Origin of the sequence: Mesobacillus boroniphilus JCM 21738, assembly GCF_000517385.1 — a bacterium.
Lineage (GTDB): Bacteria > Bacillota > Bacilli > Bacillales > Cytobacillaceae > Mesobacillus > Mesobacillus boroniphilus.
This window is the reverse complement of sequence record NZ_BAUW01000031.1, coordinates 21,412-40,614: the sequence shown is the minus strand read 5'-3', so window position 1 is coordinate 40,614 and position 19,203 is coordinate 21,412. Positions and strand designations below refer to the sequence as shown.

Genomic DNA, 19,203 nt, shown 5'->3' with positions numbered 1-19,203 from the left:
AAAAAGCGCAAGCGCCTTGTTCAGCCCCGACAAGCGCTGGAGGGCTGACCAGTGAAGTCGTTCTTTGGACTTCATTGGGCGGACCGAAGCGACTCGAGGGGCTAGGCGCTGGAGCTAGATTAAGAATACTACATGTAGTTATCCACAACTAAATAAATTTTATAGTTTCCTAACCAATAAAAAAGGTGAGGATTCCCCTCACCTTTTCTGATGATCATGCTATTCTTCCAGCATGGTCTCTATATTCCCATTTTATAATCATATTCTTTTGCCTTATCAGGGGAAGAGTTTTCAAATTCCATCTTCAAGAATGGTTTATAGGAAGGTTCCACCTTTTTAACAAACGAATATGAACTGATTTTTTCCATCAGTCCCTTTGCCTCATCGAGATTGCAGTAAATCACTGCATATTTCATTTTCTTCGAGACAAAATGAACATTTCCAAATCTTCTGAGCATCTTGGCCTGCTTTAATGAATACAGCCAGACGATGATTCCCTGCCTCTGTCCTATCATATTCTTTTCCCCTTCGGTAAACGTTTGCTTTGTACTAGTCTAGCACACAAAAACCAGTTTTTTCAATAATCAATCCCATTTAAAGCAGTCTAAAATCAACTATGGTCTCAAACAAAGCTAAAATCAAAAGAAAAAAGCATGGGACTCCCATGCTTTTTGTCATTAATCTAAGCTGAGCACCCACAGCTTCCTCCGCTGCCGCAGCCGCCTCCGCAAGAGCTTTCGAAGAATGGATTTCCGGTAGGAACCTTCACACTCTCTGAAACGGATCTGCCGATGATGACACTAACCTCATCAAGCAGGCTCTGTAAGTCATTTTCCGCTTTCTTGAATTCGGCAATAACCTCATCCATGTCCAGCTCTCTTTTTACAATCCGGATCTTGCCCATGACTTCTTTATAGTCAGGATGGTACTTTCCGAAACGCTGAACCTCTTCATAGCGTTCCTTCATGTCCACAAATTCACGAACCTTCCTTTGTGTCTCCGGATTATTTTTAACATTATATAAACATTCCCGATAATACTCGGCAATATCAGATTGTAAGATCATGCTGACTAGCTGTTCAGCTTCTTCCAACAATAATACTCTTTCTGATGTAACAGCAAGCAATGCTGGCTCACCTCCGAACCCCATTTTACCATGAAACTGCCAGAAAAGCTAAACTTTCCAGCCAGCGTCATCTGAAGGTCCTGGCATGCCTGCTTAGTCCACTTCTAAAAGCTGACAAAGCTTTCCTCATTCAGAAGAAAGCTTTGTCATGATTGGGAATTCATGCTTGAGAACATATGCATCATCATCGATGCCATCTGGACATTGTTGGAAAACTTCTGAACCTTATGCGGAATCGTTTTTTCAAAATGGTGCAACGCAGCGATCTGCGCAGAATAAATGTCCCTTGGGTCCCTGCTCAGCTTCCTGTACCAATGAGGCTGGGCTCGCACGAACTCTAACAACTCTTTATTTGTTCGTAATTGCTCCATCACATCTTTACGCATTGTTTGCCTCCATCTAATCCTGCCTGAATGAGAAAGGATGTGCAGGTCCTGAATTATTAGATGCCTGCTGTCCCCCTTTGCTTCCCTGGAACTGGGAAAGAACTCCCTGAATCGCCCCGAGTGCCTGGCTTATGTTATGGATTTGTCCTTGAACCTGTTCGGGATCCATATTTTTAACAGCACCCATAATCGTCCCTATCCAATCAGTTTTCTTTTCTTCACTTTTTTCTTCCTTGTCATTATTGCTTTTGTTCGTCCATTTTGGATCATCCTCACCAAGCAGGTACCAATCTTCGTACATTTCCTGCCAGGTTGTATTCCCCTTCCTGACTTCCTGCACGAGCTCAGGGTGGGCTTTCACGAACTCCTTGAACTTTTCAACAGAGGGATGAAGTTTCTTTTTAGCCATAGCTTTTCACCTCACAGTGTAACAAATGCCTATAATAGCATATGAAAATCATCATTATTGGTGAAGGGTTTCAGAAGTCAACCTTGTGCTTTTAAAGAGCCGAAGTGTTAAAATAAAAAACAGATTATTAGATGGCTTTTTTACAATAATGATATTGATTTGAAATTATAAGAACAGAGCCATTCAGAAAGAGGTAATAGTATAGTGGAAAAAGAATTACAACAGCTTTTAGATGAATGCATCTCGTTATCAGGCGAGCAGGAACTTGAAGACCTCAAAACGGTGCTATCAGGGGTTAAAAATAAACTGAGCGGGAAAAACAGTACCTATATCGACGGCCTTCTCCATATGGATAGGAGACTCGACCATGAAACTTGCGAAATCGATATTCCAATCACAAAGGTTCTCGACAATACCCTGGGCATAGTCCATGGCGGATTTACTGCCACGATACTCGACACCGCGATGGGAACACTTGCGAATAAGCTGCTGCCAGAAGGTTATGCTGCTGTCACGTCACAGATTAACATCCATTATCTTGCGCCAGGGATCGGCGACAATCTTCAGTGTAAAGCTAAGCTGATTCATAAAGGAAGAAGCACTGTTGTCCTTGAAGCGGATGTTTTCAGGTCCGATGGCAGAAAGATTGCTCACTCTTCCGGAAGCTTCTTCGTTGTAAAAAAACAGCATAAATAAGGTGATCATGAATGGTTACAGCAATTGCGATTCCGATTGTCCTTGCCTATTTTTATTGGCTGACGAAAAAAGAAATGCAGACGAATTTTCAGGAATGGATCGAACTGGAGAATATTCCTGAGGAAGCGATCGTGAGCGGAAAAATCATAGAGGTTAATGAATACAGAGAGCGGTTTTATTACCATCGGTATAATCATATAACAGTGTTGAGGGTTAACACTGGCTTAAAAGAGATAACCGTAAAAAAAGTCACTCCTTTGATGAAAGGGGCAGTTCCACTTCGATTCCATGAAGGGGAAATCGTACATCTATATGGTAACTGGAAGCAAGGATTCTTTTCAATTAACAGAGCAATCAAGCAGAGCGAAGGAGCATGACCTCTTGGTCCATGCTCCTTCGCTCTGCATAATGTATAAATTTAAAATAGCAATTACTGTTGTTGCTCCCACATTTTCAAGAAGTTCTGGGTATAATGCATTTGATACACACCTACTCCAAGATGCGAAAATTCCTCATTCAATAACGCCTCACGGTGGGATTCACTATTCAGCCAGCCCTCGACAACGGCTGGTCCATCTGTATAATTAGCTGCGATGTTTTCCCCAGCCACTTGGTACAGGATCTCCGCTGCATTTAACCTTTCCGATAAATCCCCGAATTTTTCAGATTCATGAGAAAAATAGTCTTCAATTGCCATATCCTTGCTATGGGCATATGCGACTTCTGCCGTCTTCTCATCCCACTCCAGAGTCGGCAGTTCATCCCTTAATCGAATTGCATTTGTAATATCAAGGATTTGTTTCTCAAGACCAGCCTCAATCCTGATCCAATCCCCTTCAGATAATACAGGAGGTTCTATCAGAGTTCCCCTGTAGACCATTTCATAGGGACGCTGCTTGACGATTGTTTCCTTATCCATATAGCGGATGCTTGAGACGGAACTAGTGAACTTGTCAATATAAAGCTGAGCAAAGTATTTACCCATTTTAATAATGGGACGTGTGTTCATATCCTGCTCAGAAAGCTCGAATTTGTAGGAACTTCCATTGTATTCAAATGTGACATCAGGCTCAATCACGTTCATCGAAAAATTTCTTCGATTGGCTGTCCAATTTCAAATGGCTGAACATTTACCGAAGGCCCAGTTCCGTAAGCAGTCACAACCTTGCCGTTCAGGACACCAGCCTGGATATATTGGTCAAGGTTGTTATTAAAAATCCACCAATGGAAGCCATAGGCTGAAAGGTCAACCCTGGATGGTTCACCTAATGTAGCCTTAAGAGAATCAATATCCTTACCTAATAGGGAACCAACGCCCTGTGCAGGCTGGTCAATGCCCTCACTAATTATTTGTTGATCGACATCCTTGTCGAGAGTTTCATCTTCTTTAGGGGCAGATTTCTGTTCAATTACCAATTCCTCAGTATCTTCCTTGTTAAATCCCATGTATAAACCAATAAATAAAAAGATTGCGGCAAAAATTAAAATCCTAATAATCGTTCGCAGGTAGATCCCCCCCTTCTTTTGAATATGGCAAGCCACACTTATGTGAGTCAAAAAGACACTATTCTCTCTATCACTATATGAGTGATTTTTGAAATTATTATATCATTTATAGGGTTCTTTTTAATAGAAGTGTTCTTTCCGACTTTAAAAAAATCATGATTATTAACACGATTGCCATATCTCTTGCGTTCCTTGATTAACTTACTTTTAACATAAGGCCTGCTTATTGTAAAATCAACAACATTACAAAATGTTTGAACAATTGTAGTAAGAATGATGACAAAAGGCACCCAATATGAGTGCCTTAATCTATTGCATATGGCTTCCAGGCTCTGAGATTTCTGATAGAGCATGTTGTGCTTGTTCGTCTGTCATTTCATTTACAGCAAAGTCACCAAGCGCTACGATTCCTACTAATTTATCACCTTCAACTACTGGCAGCCTTCTTATTTGATGTTCCGCCATAAGCCTAGTTGCATCTTTAGTGGACATATCCGGTGTCGCTGTAACGAGGTGATCACTCATTACCGTCTCAACCTTAGAAGACGGTGGATGTTTTTCTGCTATCCCTCTAATGACAATATCCCGGTCGGTGATCATGCCTACGAGCTGATCTTTGTCGACGATAGGGATTGATCCGACATTCCATTCTTTCATTTTGACCGCAACTTCAAATACATTATCCAACAAAGTACATGTTTCCACATCGCTAGTCATGATTTCACGGATTTTACGCACTTTCATCTCCTCCTTATGAATCAAAGCTTTCCTGCTCACAGTTAGGGTTGCCCGGATTATGCTAATTATGCCATCAAATAATTAATTCTTATTTAGTCTTCAGTTTCCCCATGCAAACAGAAAGAGTGAAAGCAGGGAAATTTGCTTTTATATTCATTGCAACTTAAGCCTATTTTTACTATTATTAAATTTGAGATATAATCTATTTTAGGCGATATTACTGCAGTGTGTTTTTAGGAGGGAATAGGATGAAATTCGAAAATACAGGTATTGAAAACCTGAAGGCGGACTTGAACCGCTTGATGAGGTTATGTTAGAGCATGGTCTAGTGCGTGAGGGTCAATGGGACTATGAGCGAGTAACCTATGACAAAAAGATTGTAGTAAAAGAAGGCACATTTTATTTGCGTGTCCAGGGCTATGCCCATGAAGGTGATATCGGCTCACACAAAGCGATCATTCAGCTGATGACTCCTTTGTTAGGCAAACACTACTATCCGCACGGAGTTGAATATGGTGACGGTGAGCAGTTCCCGAAAGCTCTTGTCAGCCAGTGCGAAAAGCTTTTAAACGATGTTAAAGCAGAAGTAGAGAAATTCGCAATATAATATTTTGATGTAAAAAAGACGCGTTCAATGCGTCTTTTTTACATTAATGCCCGTTACGATGACATCAATCTCATTCGGTAAAAAGGAAGTAAGCAGCACAATCTCCTCTTCTATGTTTTTCTGCAGCTCCGTGGCATTTAGAAGGATAGTGTACTCTCCAACAATAGTGTCAACGTATACTTTTATTTTTACTTTATCCTGATCAAGTTCAACAATAACTCCATTGTCAGCAAATGCATTTCTTCTCAATCGTGAGATCCTGGTTTTAAACCCCGACTGTTGAAAAAAGCCGTTTTCATTAATGATGGCATGAACAATTGCACAGACTGCACGGCATACCTCTCTATTTTGCTGAGGCATGATTTGTCCTGACTTATTCATTGTCTCACCCCTTAGAGTTAAGGTTCGAAACCTGATGTTCATAAGCATACATAGAGATGAAATAGCGAGAACTAAAGTTATTAAAATGAATCCGTGAGCATAAAAATAAGCAAAGTTTACAAAAAGACATAGGATATAGCTGATTTTTGTTGTTTCTTATATTAAATGCGTACTATAATTTAATTGTTAAGGAATTTTTTGCGCTTTTTGAAATATAAGGCTTAAGTGCCCTTAATAAATGCTTTTTAGAGGTATATACTCTTCATGAGTATAGAAAGGAGTTTCACTTGTCCGGTATTTTTTCTAAACGAACTATTCTTATTGCATTAATCACCATCGCCGTTGCAGCAATTCTTTATATTATCCTTCCGGTGTCCATCCCGTTGATTGCTGCTTTGATTACTGCCCTTTTTCTGGAGCCTGCAGTGGTTTACTTCCAAAAAAGATTCAAGAGTGGGCGTCGCCTGGCAGTATTGGCCGTTTTCCTCCTGTTTGTATTGCTCATAATAGTTGCAGGTTATTTCCTGACTACAACAGCAGTCACCGAGGCAATTGACTTGATTGATAATACTCCAGTCTATATAAATGAAATTACAAATGCCTGGTATAAGGCAGAAAATAGTTTTGTTGAAGCTGCCAATGACCTTCCGAGGGAAGTTGTTACCGAAATCAGCAACAGGGCAGAGGATTTTCTCAATAAACTTAAGAATGACATGATTGCATTTATCAATATAGATAATTTGAAGGCACTGCTGACCTACATCCCGAATTTCCTGATCAGCTTCCTTGTCTATTTGATTGCCCTGTTTCTTTTCTTGCTGGAGTTGCCATCATTGAGGCAAGGTGTGTACAGCCATTTAACAGAAAGAACAGCAGACAAAGTACATTTCATGACATCCCGACTTTCTTATGTTGTATTCGGATTCTTGAAAGCCCAATTTTTGGTGAGTGTTATTATTTTCATCGTCGCCCTGATTGGGTTGCTCTTCATCACCCCGGAATATGCAATTGTCATGGCAGCAATCATTTGGTTGATTGATTTTATCCCGCTGATCGGATCAATCGTCATATTGGCGCCATGGTCAATCTTTCACCTGGCAACAGGTAATGTGGCCCTAGGAACCCAGCTGGCGGTCCTGGCAGTTATTTTGCTGATTATCAGGCGTACAGTGGAGCTAAGGTAATGGGAAGCCATATAGGTCTTTCTCCGCTATCTACACTGATTGCCATGTATCTTGGACTGAAGCTTTTCGGCTTCATGGGCTTTGTCATCGGCCCATTGCTCTTGATTGGGTTCAATTCAGCTAAAGAAGCTGGCATCATTAAATTTAAATTCAAGATTTAAGCATGGAAAAACCCCGGGTGGCTTGACACCCGGGGTTTTTTGAATTTGTATAAAATTAAAAGAAATCATAAAAGAATGGCTTAAATGTGGGTAATGTCTGTTCCAGCTCCTTGACTTCATCGATGTCTCCCCTGAGCAGTTCTAGCTCAAATAATTCAAGAGGACGCTTATAGCCGAATAACATGGCCGTTAAAGTGTTTATGTTCAAATGCAGTCCCCGCTTTGGTGCAGTCACACATCCACACCCCTCTTTCACAGGGTGAAACTTAACCCCTTCCTGCCCTAATATATAGGTCCCAGCGTTCCACGGAGCAGCAGTGTCATCCAGATGAAGGAACACATTTTTCCCAGCAGTGCTGGTGATGAAAGGATAGCTAGCTAATGCTTTTTCAGCATTCACAATCCTGCCCATAAAATATGGAAAAATTTCAGTTTTGAGCTTAGGCTCCTTTAAAAAGTACGGGAGTGGGTCATAGACTGATAACAGCACTTCCACTCGTTCTACCATTGAATCATGCTGGCAAATGAAATTCCATAGTGCTTTTCTCGCTTCATGGGTTAGAGAAACGTATTCCTCTACCTTCATAACATTATCTTTAATCTCATATAACAAGTATCCTGACGCTTCATTTTTCGAATCATAAAAACAGCAGCTGTTTGCTCACCGTATATACTTGTACGCCACCATTCTGAATCTCTTGCTAACATCGCGCTATGCATTGCTGCATATCCCTCATAGACCCTCTCGATATCCAATGAGTGATTCTTCTCTGTATGTCTTTTAATAGTTCCCGATTGTCTTTCTACAGGTTTTAGATCTATTTTTTCGATAGTGATCTTTCTGTTGTCTGAAATGATCTCCCAGCCAAACCTTCTATAGAAATCGATCTGGAATGGGTGAAGGAATGAAACAATATTCCCACTTTGGTTCATATCCTCCAGTGCTCTCCTCATTAAGGCATTTACATGCCCTTTCCGTCTGTGCTCAGGATAGGTAGCGACTCCTGCAATACCACCCATTTTCCAATCCTGTTGCCCTAGCTTTACATTCAAAGAAAGAATATGCAATTTGGATGCAAGCTCTTCTCCTTCAAAAATCCCAAGCAAGCGATGTTTCTTTAGTGTTTCCAACCTTTTAGGAATATCACTTTCCGGCACTTTATATTGAAAAGCATACATTGATAAATTCATTGACTCGAGAAAATGTTCTTCTGATAAAACTTTTATATCCAAGTAAATCCAACCCCCTTTATACAACCTAATAAATTCGCCTGTTGAAGCAAGAATACCTTCTAAAAACAAAAAACATTGCTATAAGCAATGTTTCAAAGTCTGCTATGTTCCGAGTATGGCTTTGATGACTGAAGTTGTTTCCCCGCCTTTATAGAACACATATAGAAGCAGGTAAACTGCAACCCCCGTGATACCAGTAAAGAACCAGATAACACTGGTGACAGGCCCAAGTTTGCGATGGCGCTCTAATCTGTTCTTATATCCTGTGTAAAGCGAGGTAATTCCAAGGACAGCTCCAATAGTAGCAAGTGTGATATGGAAAATTAAGAACATCGTATAGTAAATCTTGATATCATCAGGTCCACCAAATGATGTATTTCCAATGAAAATCGTCCTTGATGCATAAATCACAAAGAATATGATGGCGAATATACCAGCCAGCGTCATAGTCTTGCGATGCTTTTCAATCTTTCTTTGTTTGATTTGTGCCCAGCCAATTGCTACGGTTATCGCACTTAAAACAATAAATGTGGTGCTGATTGTCGGCAGGATCGGTAAGTTTGACATAGATATATACCTCTCAATCATTATTTCTCCATAAAGTTAATTGTAGGTGACCTGTCTCTTTTTTTCAATCTTTGATTGCTGTTAACTAATAATTTTTTTGATAGAGTGTAAGCACATTATACAACAATAAAAGCTCCCCAATAAGGAAGCTTTTGAAATCATTATTACTTTACTGGCTGTGGAGCGCTCGCAAGATTGATCGCATCCTGTTCAGCCTGATGATCTTCTTCATTTCGGAACCATTGGAAGAACGCATATCCCAGGAAGATACCATAAACGATTTCCTGAATGACCTTCATGATTACTCCACCAAGCTGCTGATCATGGAGAAGCGAAATAGAACTGAAGGTTTCCGGACCGCTGAGATCCAGGCTAGAGAGCATCGTAGGCGGTACACATAATTTTAAAGCTTCGCCCCATGCATTTGGGTCGGAAAAAGTTGCGTACATTGGTGTATCGGCAAAGATGATCAAAGCGCACGCTGGGGTGATTAGCACACCGTCAGCAAAGATATACCCCATCTTTTTAACACCGGACAATGTCTGATACTCTTCCAATTTATTGACAAGAGGCCACCACATGAACATCGCGAGTATAAATAGCACCGATGTGTAACCTGCATGCAGCCACATATCTGTTTTAACAAAATCAAAAATCAGCGGAATATGGTAAATAGAGAATATTCCATTAAACATGATCAAGGCAATAAGCGGCTTCGTGAAAAAGCGAAATAGCGGATCGACTATCCGAAGTGATAAAAACGATCTCCAAAGCCAATCAGGCAAGCCGAAAATCAATAATGGAGGTACCACAAGATACAGTACGGCCATTTGGATCATATGCATATAAAAGGTTATATGAGCCATCAGATCCACAGGCGAACCTTTAATGATATACAGCACAATGATAGCAGTCGTAAAATAAACAGCCTGCTTTCGTGTGGCTGGTACACCTTCCTTGAAACGATGATAGTACTTAAAGACAATTAGATAAAAAACAACTAATACAGCTGCCATCATCAGAAAATATACTGGACTCCATAGAGCTCTGAATCCAAATATATCTAAAGTAAGCATCATATTTCACCCCGTCCTGTTTAAGAACTTTACTTTCATTATACTTGCAAAGGTATGGTACTTCAATAAAACGGCACTGCCATTAAATGTTAGTATACTCGCTTACATAGAAAATCGGCTATAAGCCGATTTTTTCTTTAAGTCATATTACCACCAGATAATTGTTGTGAAAGCAAGGATCGTCACAGCCCCTACAACTACTCCCGAATAAAGGAACAGTGCAGGTGCTTCATGCCCTTTGTGGCTCATGTGCATGAAATAGTATAGCTGGAAGATTACCTGAATCACAGCAAGCAGAAGGATGAACGGAACTGTGAACCAGCCTGAGAATCCTTCATATCCAACTGCAACAAAAGCAACAAGTGTCAAGAAAATCATCAATGCAAAGGAAACGATTTGGTATCTCATCTCTTCGGCGCTTTTCTTGCGACGATATTCGACGTCTACTCTTGGGTTCCCTGAACTTGGTTGTTGATTAGCCATCAGTTTATCCCACCATTCCCATTAGATATACAACCGTGAAGATGAATACCCATACAACGTCGATGAAGTGCCAGTAAAGGCTGGCCACATAAAATTTAGGAGCGTTGTAAAGGTTCAATCCACGCTTGGAGTTGCGGACCATCAGTGTGATGATCCAAGCAAGACCGAATGCAACGTGGCCTCCGTGGAAGCCTACAAGTGTATAAAATGCAGACCCAAACGCACTACTTGTGAAAGTATGTCCAAACGCATGTACATAGTGGTAGAACTCATAAATCTCAAGGATAAGGAACGCAGCACCAAGAGCTACTGTCAATCCAAGCCAAAGCTGCATTTTCTTGAAGTTGAAGTTCTTCATATGGTACATAGCATATACACTTGTCAAAGAACTTGTTAAAAGAAGCATAGTCGCTGCAAAAGCTAGCGGTATTTCAAAGATATCCTTGGCAAGTGCATGATCAGCACTAGGAACCTTATCTTTCAATGCGAGATAAGTAGCGAACAGAGTCGCAAACAATACTGTCTCTCCGCCAAGGAAGAACCAGAAGCCCAAAAACTTGTTCTTTGCTTCGAGGGTTGCTTTTTCAGGCTCCGCAGGCCATGTTTCATAAGTGAATTTTTCTTCAGCTTGCATTATGCCTTTGCCCCCTTATCATTATCATCGTCCATTAAGTCTTCTTTATGAATATGGAATCCATGATCATCTTTAATTGAACGTAGGAACATCGCTCCTAATGTTACTGCCATACCGAGGATCAAGACTAGCAGTCCCCAGCTTGTATCGGCACGGTACATTGCACCAAACGCTGCGATGAAAAGACCAAGTGAGATAACGAAAGGAATGAAAGAGTTATTCGGCATATGGATATCACCAAGCGGTTCTGCAGGTGTCATTTCCTTCTTGCCTTCCATTTTCTCCAACCAGTAAGCATCCAGACCGCGTACAAGAGGAAGCTGCTTGAAGTTGTAGAATGGCGGCGGAGATGCAATCGACCACTCTAGTGTACGGCCGTCGCCCCATGGATCATTTCCGACTTTTTCGTTTTTAACTTGTGTCATGATTACGTTAATTAATAGCACGATTGTAGCAATTGCCATGAAAATCGCACCGATTGAACTGATCAAGTTTCCAGTTTCAAGTCCCTGTCCAGGCAGGAATGTGAAGATACGACGAGGCATCCCCATCAATCCAAGGAAGTGCTGGATGAAGAATGTCAGGTGGAAACCAATCAGGAATAACCAGAACGTTACTTTACCAAGAGTTTCATTTAGCATTGTGCCGAACATTTTTGGCCAGTAAAGGTGCGCACCAGCAAATAGTGCGAATACTACACCACCAACGATAACGTAATGGAAGTGAGCTACTACGAAATAGCTGTCATGGTACTGATAGTCAGCCGCAGCGGACGCCAGCATGACACCTGTTACACCACCGGCAACGAATGATGGAATGAAGCTACTGCCCAAAGCATCGGAGTTGTGAACTTGATGCTTCCACCCCACATCGTGAACATCCAGTTGAAAATCTTGATACCCGTAGGAACGGCGATTGCCATTGTAGCTACTGCGAAAATCGCGTTTGCGATCGGTCCAAGACCAGTTGTGAACATATGGTGAGCCCATACCATGAATCCAAGGAAACCGATCAATACAGTCGCGAATACCATGGATGAGTAACCAAAAAGACGTTTTCTAGAGAAAATCGCAAAGATCTCTGAGAAAATACCGAAAGCCGGCAAAATCAAGATATAAACTTCCGGGTGACCAAAGATCCAGAAAAGGTGTTCCCAGATAATTGTGTTACCGCCATCTGCTACATCAAAGAAATTAGAACCAAACATCCGGTCAAAAATCAATAAGAAAAGACCAACTGTCAGTGGAGGGAACGCGAACAGGATAAGAGCTGATGTTACGAATGTTGCCCAAGTGAACATCGGCATTCTCATATAAGTCATTCCCGGGGCACGCATGTTAATGATCGTTACGAGGAAGTTAATCCCCCGATTAGTGTACCCGCACCCGAAATCTGTAATCCAAGTGCATAAAAGTCAATACCATGTGTTTCAGACGCCATTGCAAGAGAAGCGTAAGAAGTCCAACCAGCATCTGGAGCTCCACCCAGGAACCATGAAAGGTTAAGGAATACTCCACCAAAGAAGAATAACCAAAATCCTAAAGAGTTCAAGAATGGGAACGCTACGTCACGTGCACCAATCTGGAGCGGCATAACAGCATTCATGAATGCAAAGACAAGCGGCATCGCTGCAAGGAATATCATGGTGGTTCCGTGCATCGTCAGGATTTCATTATAGAATCCCGCGCTTACAAAATCATTGTTAGGTACAGCTAGCTGAATACGGATGAACAAAGCTTCAAGTCCGCCTAGGATGAAGAAGAATCCGCCAGCAATTAGATAAAGGATTGCGATTTTTTTATGGTCAACCGTTGTCAGGTAATCCCATAACGTTGCGCCGAATCCCTTTTTCTGAGCATAGGTACTCACAGTTTTACCTCCCTTTCAAACAAATCCCCTGTTATTTCTGGACTTTCAAGCCCAGCAGATATTCTGTTAATGCATCAAGTTCTTCTGGTTTAAGCTCAGGATACTTGCCAGTCATTTTGTTTGCCGGCTTGTAGGCTTCTGGATCTTCCAACCATTTCTTGATATTTTCTTCTGACATGTCCAAGACACCAGCAACGCGTGAACGATCGCCGAAGTTTGTCAAGTTAGGACCAACACGAGCTGCTTCAGGAGCCGTGTTTGCCGGAGTTACGGCGTGGCATCCGATACAGCTGTTATTGAAGATTTCCTGTCCTTGCTGAGCGGTTGCAGTTTCTGCCTTAGCAGGTTCTTTAACTCCTTGCATATCTGCTACCCATTGATCGAATTCATCACGCGGCAAAGCTTTTACTTTGAAATCCATCAATGCGTGTGAAGGCCCGCAGAGCTCAGCACATTTTCCGTAGAAAAGACCGCCAGCTTCATCAGCACCTTTACTGTCAAACTCAAGCCAGAATTTATTGATGTTATCGGTATTTGTATCCATCTTTCCTCCAACAGAAGGAATCCAGAAAGAGTGCTTTACATCAGAAGCCTTAAGATTAAAGTAAACTTTTTCATCAGTAGGGACTACTAAATCCTGGCTAGTGACGATCGCTTCATTTGGATACTCAAATTCCCACCAGTAAAGATTCGCGCGCACGTTAACTACAAGCGCATCAGTCTTTCCTTCAGCGTTTTTCTTTTCCATTGGGGAAACATCCGCCAACTTAAACGTTGCAGCAACTGTAGGAACAGCAAGAATTAGAAGCAATAAGATCGGAATAACAGTCCAAAGGATCTCAAGCTTGTGACTTCCCTCGACCTGCTTTGGAATTTCGTTGTCATTCTTCCTGCGGAACTTCATAATGACATAAATAAAAATGATTGTGACGACAGCAATTACTCCCACCATAATCGCCGTGCTCAACAACATAAGTTCATACTGGGATTGAGCAACTTCACCTGCAGGTCTTAACGTAGACAGGTATGGCTCACCACAGCCGGACAAGACTAATGCCATCAATGTGAACAATGACAGCAGACGCCATTTAGCAAGCATCTTCATAGCTTAATTAAACCCCTCTTTCGTAAAAAATCTTATAAATTTGGTTGTAAAAAATATATGGAAAAATCCTCTCTCAACAAAGAGCGAATCTCCTAACGAAGGTTAGATAAGTGTGACAATTACCATAGCAACAAACATGACAGTTAAGTATTGTAATGAATATACAAACATCAGTTTTGCCCATTTCATATCATCTTTAAGCTTTTCAAGGTAGATTCCCAATACAAGCCAGCCAATATTCAGGATCGTTGCAAGAATCATGAATGGAATTCCAAGTTCATGAAGGAAGAATGGCAACGGCAGCAAGGCTGTTATCCATAGGAAAATAGATCTCTTGGTTGCTTTGAATCCTTTCACCACTGGAAGCATCGGTATACCAGCTGCCCGGTATTCCTCTACCCTTCTCATTGCCAGAGCATAAAAGTGAGGCGGCTGCCATACAAAAACGATGGCAAACAGCATCCACGCCATTACATCAAGGTTAGCATCCACTGCAGCCCAGCCGATTAGTGGTGGAACTGCTCCTGAAATACTGCCGACAATTGTATTAGAAACATATTGTCGTTTTGACCACAATGTGTAGAGAACCACATAACTAAAAACTCCAAACAACCCGATTACAGCAGCTGTGATGGTAGTTGTAAGCAAAAACGCGGTACCAATCCCTATCAGCAAGAAGCTCATCAAGGCAACTTTACCCGGCTGGACTTTTCCAGTTACAGTCGGCCTGTCTTTTGTTCGCTCCATTAAATGGTCGATATCCCGATCGATGTAGTTATTCAAGCTGCATGAACCAGCAACAATCAAAGATGAACCTATCAATGTCGCAAGTATTAAATCAATATTATCCAGAAAGCGCGCTCCGCTAAAATGAAGAGCTAGCCATAATCCAGTAAAAGTCGTCATAGCATTGGAATTTACAATTCCTACTTTAATGAGGGCAAGAAAATCTTTGATCATCGTCTTCTCCACTACTGCAGGCTGTCCGTCCTCTAATACAGCTTCTGATAAAGCTTTTGAATTAGACATCCATATCCTCCTTCATCCCTTTTCCTTCAAAATTCCAGAGACGAAATTTTTACAAAAAAAAGAAGAGTATTTGTACTTTATATTCCGGATAGTTTTCACTATTCTCAACGTGTAAAGGCTGTTAAATGTTTGTGTAGAAAAATAAAGCCTACGTTGTATATTAAATCACACTTCACAACTTTTTTGTGAATTTTTTTTGAACAAAATTTGACTAATTTGTGTCTTACCGCCATTATCCATAAAGTTTATTTTTATTGCAAGGAATTTTGACTTGATATTAGCAGAATCTTTGGATGTCTTCTTTTTACGAATATACATATTCTTGGATAATATTTTCATGTCTGTAAAATTTCCGGTATGTAAACTCGTTATTTTCATGCCTTATTGCTGCCATGAGCATTTTACCTATAAAACCAGTTGTTGTCCAACTATAATAGTAAGTATTGAAATATTGGTTATTATTGTGTAGTATCTTAAGTATTGTTTTCTATTCTTTTTCGTCAAAATTCGTTATTATAGGGATAGAATTTTTTCTTTTCTACAAGCTTCTTCTATTATACATGTCAAGTTTATTATTTGACAACTTATCGAACTTTGAATAAGCAGGTGATGATCATGAATCGTTCCCTTAAGTGGCTGGCTGTTTTAACCACGATTGGGATGCTTTTTGTTTTGCTCGGAGGAGCGTTGGTTACAAAAACCGACTCCGGAATGGGCTGCGGCAAGTCCTGGCCCCTTTGTAACGGAGAATTTGTTCCTACGGATATTACTCCCGAATTGGTAATAGAGCTTGCCCACAGGTTAGTGTCGGGCAGCGTAGGCATCATGGTACTAATCTTATCTATTGGGACATGGAAGGCTATTGGGCATATTCGCGAAACGAAGTTTCTGTCTGTTTTATCTTTTTTCTTCCTTGTTCTACAGGCATTGATAGGAGCTGCCGCTGTTGTTTGGGGACAATCTGATTTTGTCCTGGCACTTCACTTCGGCATTTCGCTCATCTCTTTTGCCGCTGTACTTTTATTGACCATGCTTATTTTTGAAGTGGATAAAAAATTCCAGGCTGAAAAATTAGTGATTGATAAAAGAATGAAGTTCCATATTATCGGACTTTCCGTTTACAGCTACATGGTGGTTTATAGTGGTGCTCTTGTCAGGCATATGAATGCCAGCCTTGTTTGTAAAGACTGGCCATTATGTACAAATGGCGGTTCCTTCCTGCCTGCCAACATTTACGAGTGGGTACAAATGGGACACAGGGCTGCGGCAGGTTTCATTTTTATTTGGATCGCATATGTCACCTACATTGCCGTCAAACACTACAAGCATGAGAGAGTCCTTTACTGGGGTTGGATCATCGCAATGGTCCTTGTGTCACTGCAAGTCATTGCCGGCGCATTGATCATCTTCACTAGATTGAATCTTTACATTGCCCTGGGGCACGCTTTCTTCATTTCGGTTCTGTTTGGTGTATTCAGCTACTTTATCCTTCTGGTTTCCAGGAGCAAAAAGAATGCTGCAAGAGTACAAAATCCAAAACCAGTTGAGCTTTCTCAGGCAACGGTAAAATAAAAAGCTGCAGCAGACGCTGCAGCTTTTTTTCTGAATATGATTACAATCTGAACTTGACTGAATTTTGGTTTACAACAGCTTTTGCAGGCTTAGGCTGGGCTGTTTTGTCCTTCTTATACTTCTCTTCATACTTTACAAACATCGAAACATTCACCAGTATTCCGGTAGCAATCGCCAGCTGCAGCAATGATGAGCCTCCATAACTCACAAAGGGCAATGGAACACCTGTCAGAGGAATAACCCCTGAAGCTCCGCCAAGATTGACAAACGACTGAATGCCAATCATACTGGCAATCCCTATTGCTAACAAGCTGCCAAAAGGATCCTTGCACTTTAACCCGATATGAATTCCTTTTAAGACGATGAACGCCAGACTCAACAATACAAATCCTACACCAAAGATCCCCAACTCCTCGGATATGACTGCGATGATGAAGTCCGTGTGAGCTTCAGGCAAGTACCCAAGTTTTTGATTACTTTGTCCCAAACCCAGCCCTGTCAGTCCTCCTGATCCAATTGCATAATAGGCATTCGCTAATTGATATCCAGATTTTTGTTCATCATCAAAAGGATTGCTATATGACGTAAGACGCTCCAGGCGCCTTTCTGAAAATACTTCGTCTTTCAGTATGAGCGATACAGGCACTAACAAAATCGTAACAATCATTACCAGTTTCATGATATTTTTAAAGTTCATACCTGAAGATAAAATTATAGCTGCAGCAATGAGCATGATAATTCCCGCTGTGCCGAAGTCCGGCTGAACTGCGATAAGGAAAAACACCATTACCAGGAATAGCAGAGGCGGCAAGACACCTTTATTGAATTCATTTATGTATGACTGTTTCTTTGCATACACTGCTGATAAATAGATAATGACGCTCAGTTTTGCAAGCTCTGAAGGCTGAATGCTCCTAGCTCCTACTTCTATCCAGCTAAGGGCATTACCCGCTACTTTACCGACGACGAATAATATCAGTAAGCCTGAAAGGGTCAATATCACCATAGGAAGTAAGATTTTGGTGCTTTTCATTGCTTTGTATGGAAATAATGCCGCTAAAATAAATACAAACATAGCTGCTACTAAATTGAATTTTTGTTTGTTATAAAAGAAATCGCTATCTACTCCATGCCAGGTAACCATGCTGGCACTGTAGACCATGACAAGGCCAAACAAGCACAAGAGCGCAACAACAATGATCAATGAATAGTCATAGGATTTCAGGATTTTTTTTAACATCGTCTCTTCCCCATCTTCTAAGTTGTTTAATCTATTCTACTATAAGTTGAAATATCCTGCCTTTGTTTAAGGAAAAGTTATGGAATTCTTAATATATTGTCACGGAAGTGTAATGCAGTTTTCGAGGAGACACCTGAACTGAAAAAAGACTTACTGTTTACGAAAAGTGCTTCACAAAAAACTCAAACAATCGATTAGGACTGTTTGAGTTTTTAGGATTTATTTTTTTAACGAAGCTTCATGCAAGATGGAAAGCTCTTGCTCCAATTGTTCGAGAATTACTTTCCCATCTGATTCTTCGATTAAGCCGAGTCTTACTGCAAAATCTATCTCTCTTGATAATCCAAACATTTGCGTATCTAAAACCTCTTCATAAAGAGGGCATTGAGGCATTGTCAGGTTATCCATTTGCACTTTGATCAGCTTTAATATTTTATCAGCGTCAGCCTTTAACAAGGCATGGGCTTTTTCCTGATGGTTGATTATCATATCAGACGCCAACTTGATCCCCCGTTTCCGAGCGATTACCCAATCCTATCTTTAAATTTTACTCTTAAGTGGGCAAAAAAGCAAGAATATTAAGGAGTCAGATATTAATGATTAGCGTGCTTGGATGGGTTGAAATGACAACTCACAAAATTACCGCTATACTGAATTAATAATATGCAAAGATTCAGGAGGGAATTATGGAAACAATTATCCCAATCAAAGGAAAAGTCAAATACAAGATCACTTTGGATCCGGGTGTATGGATTTTCGACGATCGTAAAGTAGACTTGAATACATATTTCAGTGAAGATCAGAAGAGCAGAGATGCCCTTGAAGAGTATACGAAGTCAATCTCAAAACATTGGGATCGTGAAATTATGGAGGGTGCAGTCTATCCACCAACCCTTAAAACAGAAGTGAAGTTCGAAAAAGAAAAAGTCCTGACAGGCACTTTCGGCATACCATTCAAGCCATTTCTTGTTAATGCAGAACCAGAGCAGACAGCGAAAAATGTAGTGATCGAATATGGTGAAAATGACCAGGTATCACTTTCACTCGAAAAGGCTTCTGGCCTCATCCTCGGTTTTTCGAAGGACGGTAAACCTTTAAAAGAGGACGGGCCGCTGCATGCATATTACGAGGATGGTTCCAATAAGGAGAACCCAATCAAGAATGTTACCGGGTTTACCGTAGAATAATATGTAAGGTACTG

The 19,203-nt window shown here is 40.9% G+C and carries 22 protein-coding genes and 3 pseudogenes; 6 read left to right on the top strand and 19 right to left on the bottom strand.

Features of this window, described 5'->3' with window-relative positions:
• Positions 1-239 precede the first annotated feature (239 nt).
• From JCM21738_RS10670 to JCM21738_RS10655, 4 genes are all read right to left on the bottom strand, one after another.
• On the bottom strand, positions 240-515 hold the full coding sequence (locus JCM21738_RS10670; protein ID WP_023615028.1) for a YlbG family protein: 276 nt from the start codon (positions 513-515) through the stop codon (positions 240-242).
• Positions 516-682: 167 nt separating this feature from the next.
• Positions 683-1,150, bottom strand: coding sequence for a YlbF/YmcA family competence regulator (locus tag JCM21738_RS10665; RefSeq protein ID WP_023615029.1), 468 nt, complete (start codon positions 1,148-1,150; stop codon positions 683-685).
• Between the two features lie 122 nt (positions 1,151-1,272).
• Complete coding sequence (locus tag JCM21738_RS10660; RefSeq protein ID WP_023615030.1) at positions 1,273-1,512, bottom strand: YlbE-like family protein; 240 nt, start codon at positions 1,510-1,512, stop codon at positions 1,273-1,275.
• A 13-nt stretch (positions 1,513-1,525) separates the two neighbouring features.
• On the bottom strand, positions 1,526-1,921 hold the full coding sequence (locus tag JCM21738_RS10655; protein ID WP_023615031.1) for a YlbD family protein: 396 nt from the start codon (positions 1,919-1,921) through the stop codon (positions 1,526-1,528).
• Positions 1,922-2,125: 204 nt separating this feature from the next.
• Here JCM21738_RS10655 and JCM21738_RS10650 point away from each other — a divergent pair, with 204 nt between their 5' ends.
• Positions 2,126-2,617 carry a PaaI family thioesterase gene (locus tag JCM21738_RS10650; protein WP_023615032.1) on the top strand — a complete coding sequence of 164 codons (492 nt, stop codon included), beginning with the start codon at positions 2,126-2,128 and terminating at the stop codon, positions 2,615-2,617.
• Between the two features lie 11 nt (positions 2,618-2,628).
• A complete protein-coding gene (locus tag JCM21738_RS10645) occupies positions 2,629-2,994 on the top strand; it encodes a hypothetical protein (RefSeq protein WP_023615033.1) in 366 nt (121 codons plus the stop codon).
• A gap of 53 nt (positions 2,995-3,047) precedes the next feature.
• On the opposite strand, the gene JCM21738_RS27335 is transcribed toward JCM21738_RS10645, so the two are convergent.
• The 3 genes from JCM21738_RS27335 to JCM21738_RS10630 form a co-directional block, all read right to left on the bottom strand.
• Positions 3,048-3,701, bottom strand: coding sequence for a CAP domain-containing protein (locus JCM21738_RS27335; protein ID WP_369385713.1), 654 nt, complete (start codon positions 3,699-3,701; stop codon positions 3,048-3,050).
• A complete protein-coding gene (locus JCM21738_RS27330; RefSeq protein WP_369385712.1) occupies positions 3,698-4,063 on the bottom strand; it encodes a CAP-associated domain-containing protein in 366 nt (121 codons plus the stop codon). The genes JCM21738_RS27335 and JCM21738_RS27330 overlap by 4 nt, the downstream gene beginning before the upstream one ends.
• 369 nt (positions 4,064-4,432) lie before the next feature.
• Positions 4,433-4,861 (bottom strand): CBS domain-containing protein, encoded by a 429-nt coding sequence (locus tag JCM21738_RS10630; protein ID WP_023615035.1) that lies wholly within the window; start codon positions 4,859-4,861, stop codon positions 4,433-4,435.
• Between the two features lie 248 nt (positions 4,862-5,109).
• Here JCM21738_RS10630 and JCM21738_RS10625 point away from each other — a divergent pair.
• Positions 5,110-5,468: pseudogene (locus JCM21738_RS10625) on the top strand (YugN family protein).
• A 24-nt stretch (positions 5,469-5,492) separates the two neighbouring features.
• On the opposite strand, the gene JCM21738_RS10620 reads toward JCM21738_RS10625, so the two are convergent.
• On the bottom strand, positions 5,493-5,849 hold the full coding sequence (locus JCM21738_RS10620; RefSeq protein WP_023615037.1) for an Asp23/Gls24 family envelope stress response protein: 357 nt from the start codon (positions 5,847-5,849) through the stop codon (positions 5,493-5,495).
• Between the two features lie 287 nt (positions 5,850-6,136).
• Between JCM21738_RS10620 and ytvI the strand changes: the two are divergent.
• A pseudogene (ytvI, locus tag JCM21738_RS10615) lies at positions 6,137-7,194 on the top strand (sporulation integral membrane protein YtvI).
• A 55-nt stretch (positions 7,195-7,249) separates the two neighbouring features.
• Here the strand turns inward: ytvI and JCM21738_RS25740 are convergent.
• From JCM21738_RS25740 to cyoE, 9 genes and pseudogenes are all read right to left on the bottom strand, one after another.
• Complete coding sequence (locus JCM21738_RS25740; protein WP_243462980.1) at positions 7,250-7,807, bottom strand: GNAT family N-acetyltransferase; 558 nt, start codon at positions 7,805-7,807, stop codon at positions 7,250-7,252.
• Entirely contained in the window at positions 7,777-8,496 is a 720-nt protein-coding gene (locus JCM21738_RS25735; protein WP_243462979.1) for a GNAT family N-acetyltransferase, read from the bottom strand. Before JCM21738_RS25735 ends, JCM21738_RS25740 begins: the two co-directional genes overlap by 31 nt.
• Positions 8,497-8,529: 33 nt before the next feature.
• Positions 8,530-8,994, bottom strand: coding sequence for a DUF420 domain-containing protein (locus tag JCM21738_RS10605; protein ID WP_023615040.1), 465 nt, complete (start codon positions 8,992-8,994; stop codon positions 8,530-8,532).
• Between the two features lie 164 nt (positions 8,995-9,158).
• Entirely contained in the window at positions 9,159-10,070 is a 912-nt protein-coding gene (gene ctaG, locus JCM21738_RS10600; protein WP_031307903.1) for a cytochrome c oxidase assembly factor CtaG, read from the bottom strand.
• A gap of 147 nt (positions 10,071-10,217) precedes the next feature.
• Positions 10,218-10,553: a cytochrome c oxidase subunit IVB gene (gene ctaF, locus JCM21738_RS10595; protein ID WP_023615042.1), complete on the bottom strand. Its 336-nt coding sequence runs from the start codon at positions 10,551-10,553 to the stop codon at positions 10,218-10,220.
• Positions 10,554-10,557: 4 nt separating this feature from the next.
• Positions 10,558-11,187 (bottom strand): cytochrome (ubi)quinol oxidase subunit III, encoded by a 630-nt coding sequence (locus JCM21738_RS10590; protein ID WP_023615043.1) that lies wholly within the window; start codon positions 11,185-11,187, stop codon positions 10,558-10,560.
• Positions 11,187-13,056, bottom strand: a pseudogene (gene ctaD, locus JCM21738_RS10585) (cytochrome c oxidase subunit I). The gene JCM21738_RS10590 and the pseudogene ctaD overlap by 1 nt, the downstream one beginning before the upstream one ends.
• A 31-nt stretch (positions 13,057-13,087) precedes the next feature.
• A complete protein-coding gene (gene coxB / locus JCM21738_RS10580) occupies positions 13,088-14,161 on the bottom strand; it encodes a cytochrome c oxidase subunit II (protein WP_023615045.1) in 1,074 nt (357 codons plus the stop codon).
• Between the two features lie 102 nt (positions 14,162-14,263).
• Positions 14,264-15,190, bottom strand: coding sequence for a heme o synthase (gene cyoE / locus JCM21738_RS10575; RefSeq protein WP_023615046.1), 927 nt, complete (start codon positions 15,188-15,190; stop codon positions 14,264-14,266).
• 615 nt (positions 15,191-15,805) lie between these two features.
• Between cyoE and JCM21738_RS10565 the strand changes: the two genes are divergently transcribed.
• A complete protein-coding gene (locus JCM21738_RS10565; protein WP_023615048.1) occupies positions 15,806-16,762 on the top strand; it encodes a COX15/CtaA family protein in 957 nt (318 codons plus the stop codon).
• 40 nt (positions 16,763-16,802) lie between these two features.
• Here the strand turns inward: JCM21738_RS10565 and JCM21738_RS10560 are convergent, their stop codons facing one another.
• On the bottom strand, positions 16,803-18,002 hold the full coding sequence (locus JCM21738_RS10560; RefSeq protein ID WP_023615049.1) for an FtsW/RodA/SpoVE family cell cycle protein: 1,200 nt from the start codon (positions 18,000-18,002) through the stop codon (positions 16,803-16,805).
• A 219-nt stretch (positions 18,003-18,221) separates the two neighbouring features.
• Positions 18,222-18,503 carry an Fpa/YlaN family protein gene (locus tag JCM21738_RS10555; protein WP_023615050.1) on the bottom strand — a complete coding sequence of 94 codons (282 nt, stop codon included), beginning with the start codon at positions 18,501-18,503 and terminating at the stop codon, positions 18,222-18,224.
• Between the two features lie 185 nt (positions 18,504-18,688).
• Here JCM21738_RS10555 and JCM21738_RS10550 point away from each other — a divergent pair, with 185 nt between their 5' ends.
• Positions 18,689-19,189 carry a hypothetical protein gene (locus JCM21738_RS10550; RefSeq protein WP_023615051.1) on the top strand — a complete coding sequence of 167 codons (501 nt, stop codon included), beginning with the start codon at positions 18,689-18,691 and terminating at the stop codon, positions 19,187-19,189.
• Positions 19,190-19,203: the final 14 nt, after the last annotated feature.

Excerpts from the sequence above, each read along its gene's own strand:
- JCM21738_RS10670 (WP_023615028.1), bottom strand. The coding sequence starts at position 515 with ATGATAGGACAGAGGCAGGGAATCATCGTCTGGCTGTATTCATTAAAG.
- JCM21738_RS10665 (WP_023615029.1), bottom strand. The coding sequence starts at position 1,150 with ATGGGGTTCGGAGGTGAGCCAGCATTGCTTGCTGTTACATCAGAAAGA.
- JCM21738_RS10660 (WP_023615030.1), bottom strand. The coding sequence starts at position 1,512 with ATGCGTAAAGATGTGATGGAGCAATTACGAACAAATAAAGAGTTGTTA.
- JCM21738_RS10655 (WP_023615031.1), bottom strand. The coding sequence starts at position 1,921 with ATGGCTAAAAAGAAACTTCATCCCTCTGTTGAAAAGTTCAAGGAGTTC.
- JCM21738_RS10645 (WP_023615033.1), top strand. The coding sequence starts at position 2,629 with ATGGTTACAGCAATTGCGATTCCGATTGTCCTTGCCTATTTTTATTGG.
- JCM21738_RS27335 (WP_369385713.1), bottom strand. The coding sequence starts at position 3,701 with ATGAACGTGATTGAGCCTGATGTCACATTTGAATACAATGGAAGTTCC.
- JCM21738_RS27330 (WP_369385712.1), bottom strand. The coding sequence starts at position 4,063 with ATGGGATTTAACAAGGAAGATACTGAGGAATTGGTAATTGAACAGAAA.
- JCM21738_RS10620 (WP_023615037.1), bottom strand. The coding sequence starts at position 5,849 with ATGAATAAGTCAGGACAAATCATGCCTCAGCAAAATAGAGAGGTATGC.
- JCM21738_RS10605 (WP_023615040.1), bottom strand. The coding sequence starts at position 8,994 with ATGTCAAACTTACCGATCCTGCCGACAATCAGCACCACATTTATTGTT.
- ctaG (WP_031307903.1), bottom strand. The coding sequence starts at position 10,070 with ATGCTTACTTTAGATATATTTGGATTCAGAGCTCTATGGAGTCCAGTA.
- ctaF (WP_023615042.1), bottom strand. The coding sequence starts at position 10,553 with ATGGCTAATCAACAACCAAGTTCAGGGAACCCAAGAGTAGACGTCGAA.
- JCM21738_RS10590 (WP_023615043.1), bottom strand. The coding sequence starts at position 11,187 with ATGCAAGCTGAAGAAAAATTCACTTATGAAACATGGCCTGCGGAGCCT.
- coxB (WP_023615045.1), bottom strand. The coding sequence starts at position 14,161 with ATGAAGATGCTTGCTAAATGGCGTCTGCTGTCATTGTTCACATTGATG.
- cyoE (WP_023615046.1), bottom strand. The coding sequence starts at position 15,190 with ATGTCTAATTCAAAAGCTTTATCAGAAGCTGTATTAGAGGACGGACAG.
- JCM21738_RS10565 (WP_023615048.1), top strand. The coding sequence starts at position 15,806 with ATGAATCGTTCCCTTAAGTGGCTGGCTGTTTTAACCACGATTGGGATG.
- JCM21738_RS10560 (WP_023615049.1), bottom strand. The coding sequence starts at position 18,002 with ATGTTAAAAAAAATCCTGAAATCCTATGACTATTCATTGATCATTGTT.
- JCM21738_RS10550 (WP_023615051.1), top strand. The coding sequence starts at position 18,689 with ATGGAAACAATTATCCCAATCAAAGGAAAAGTCAAATACAAGATCACT.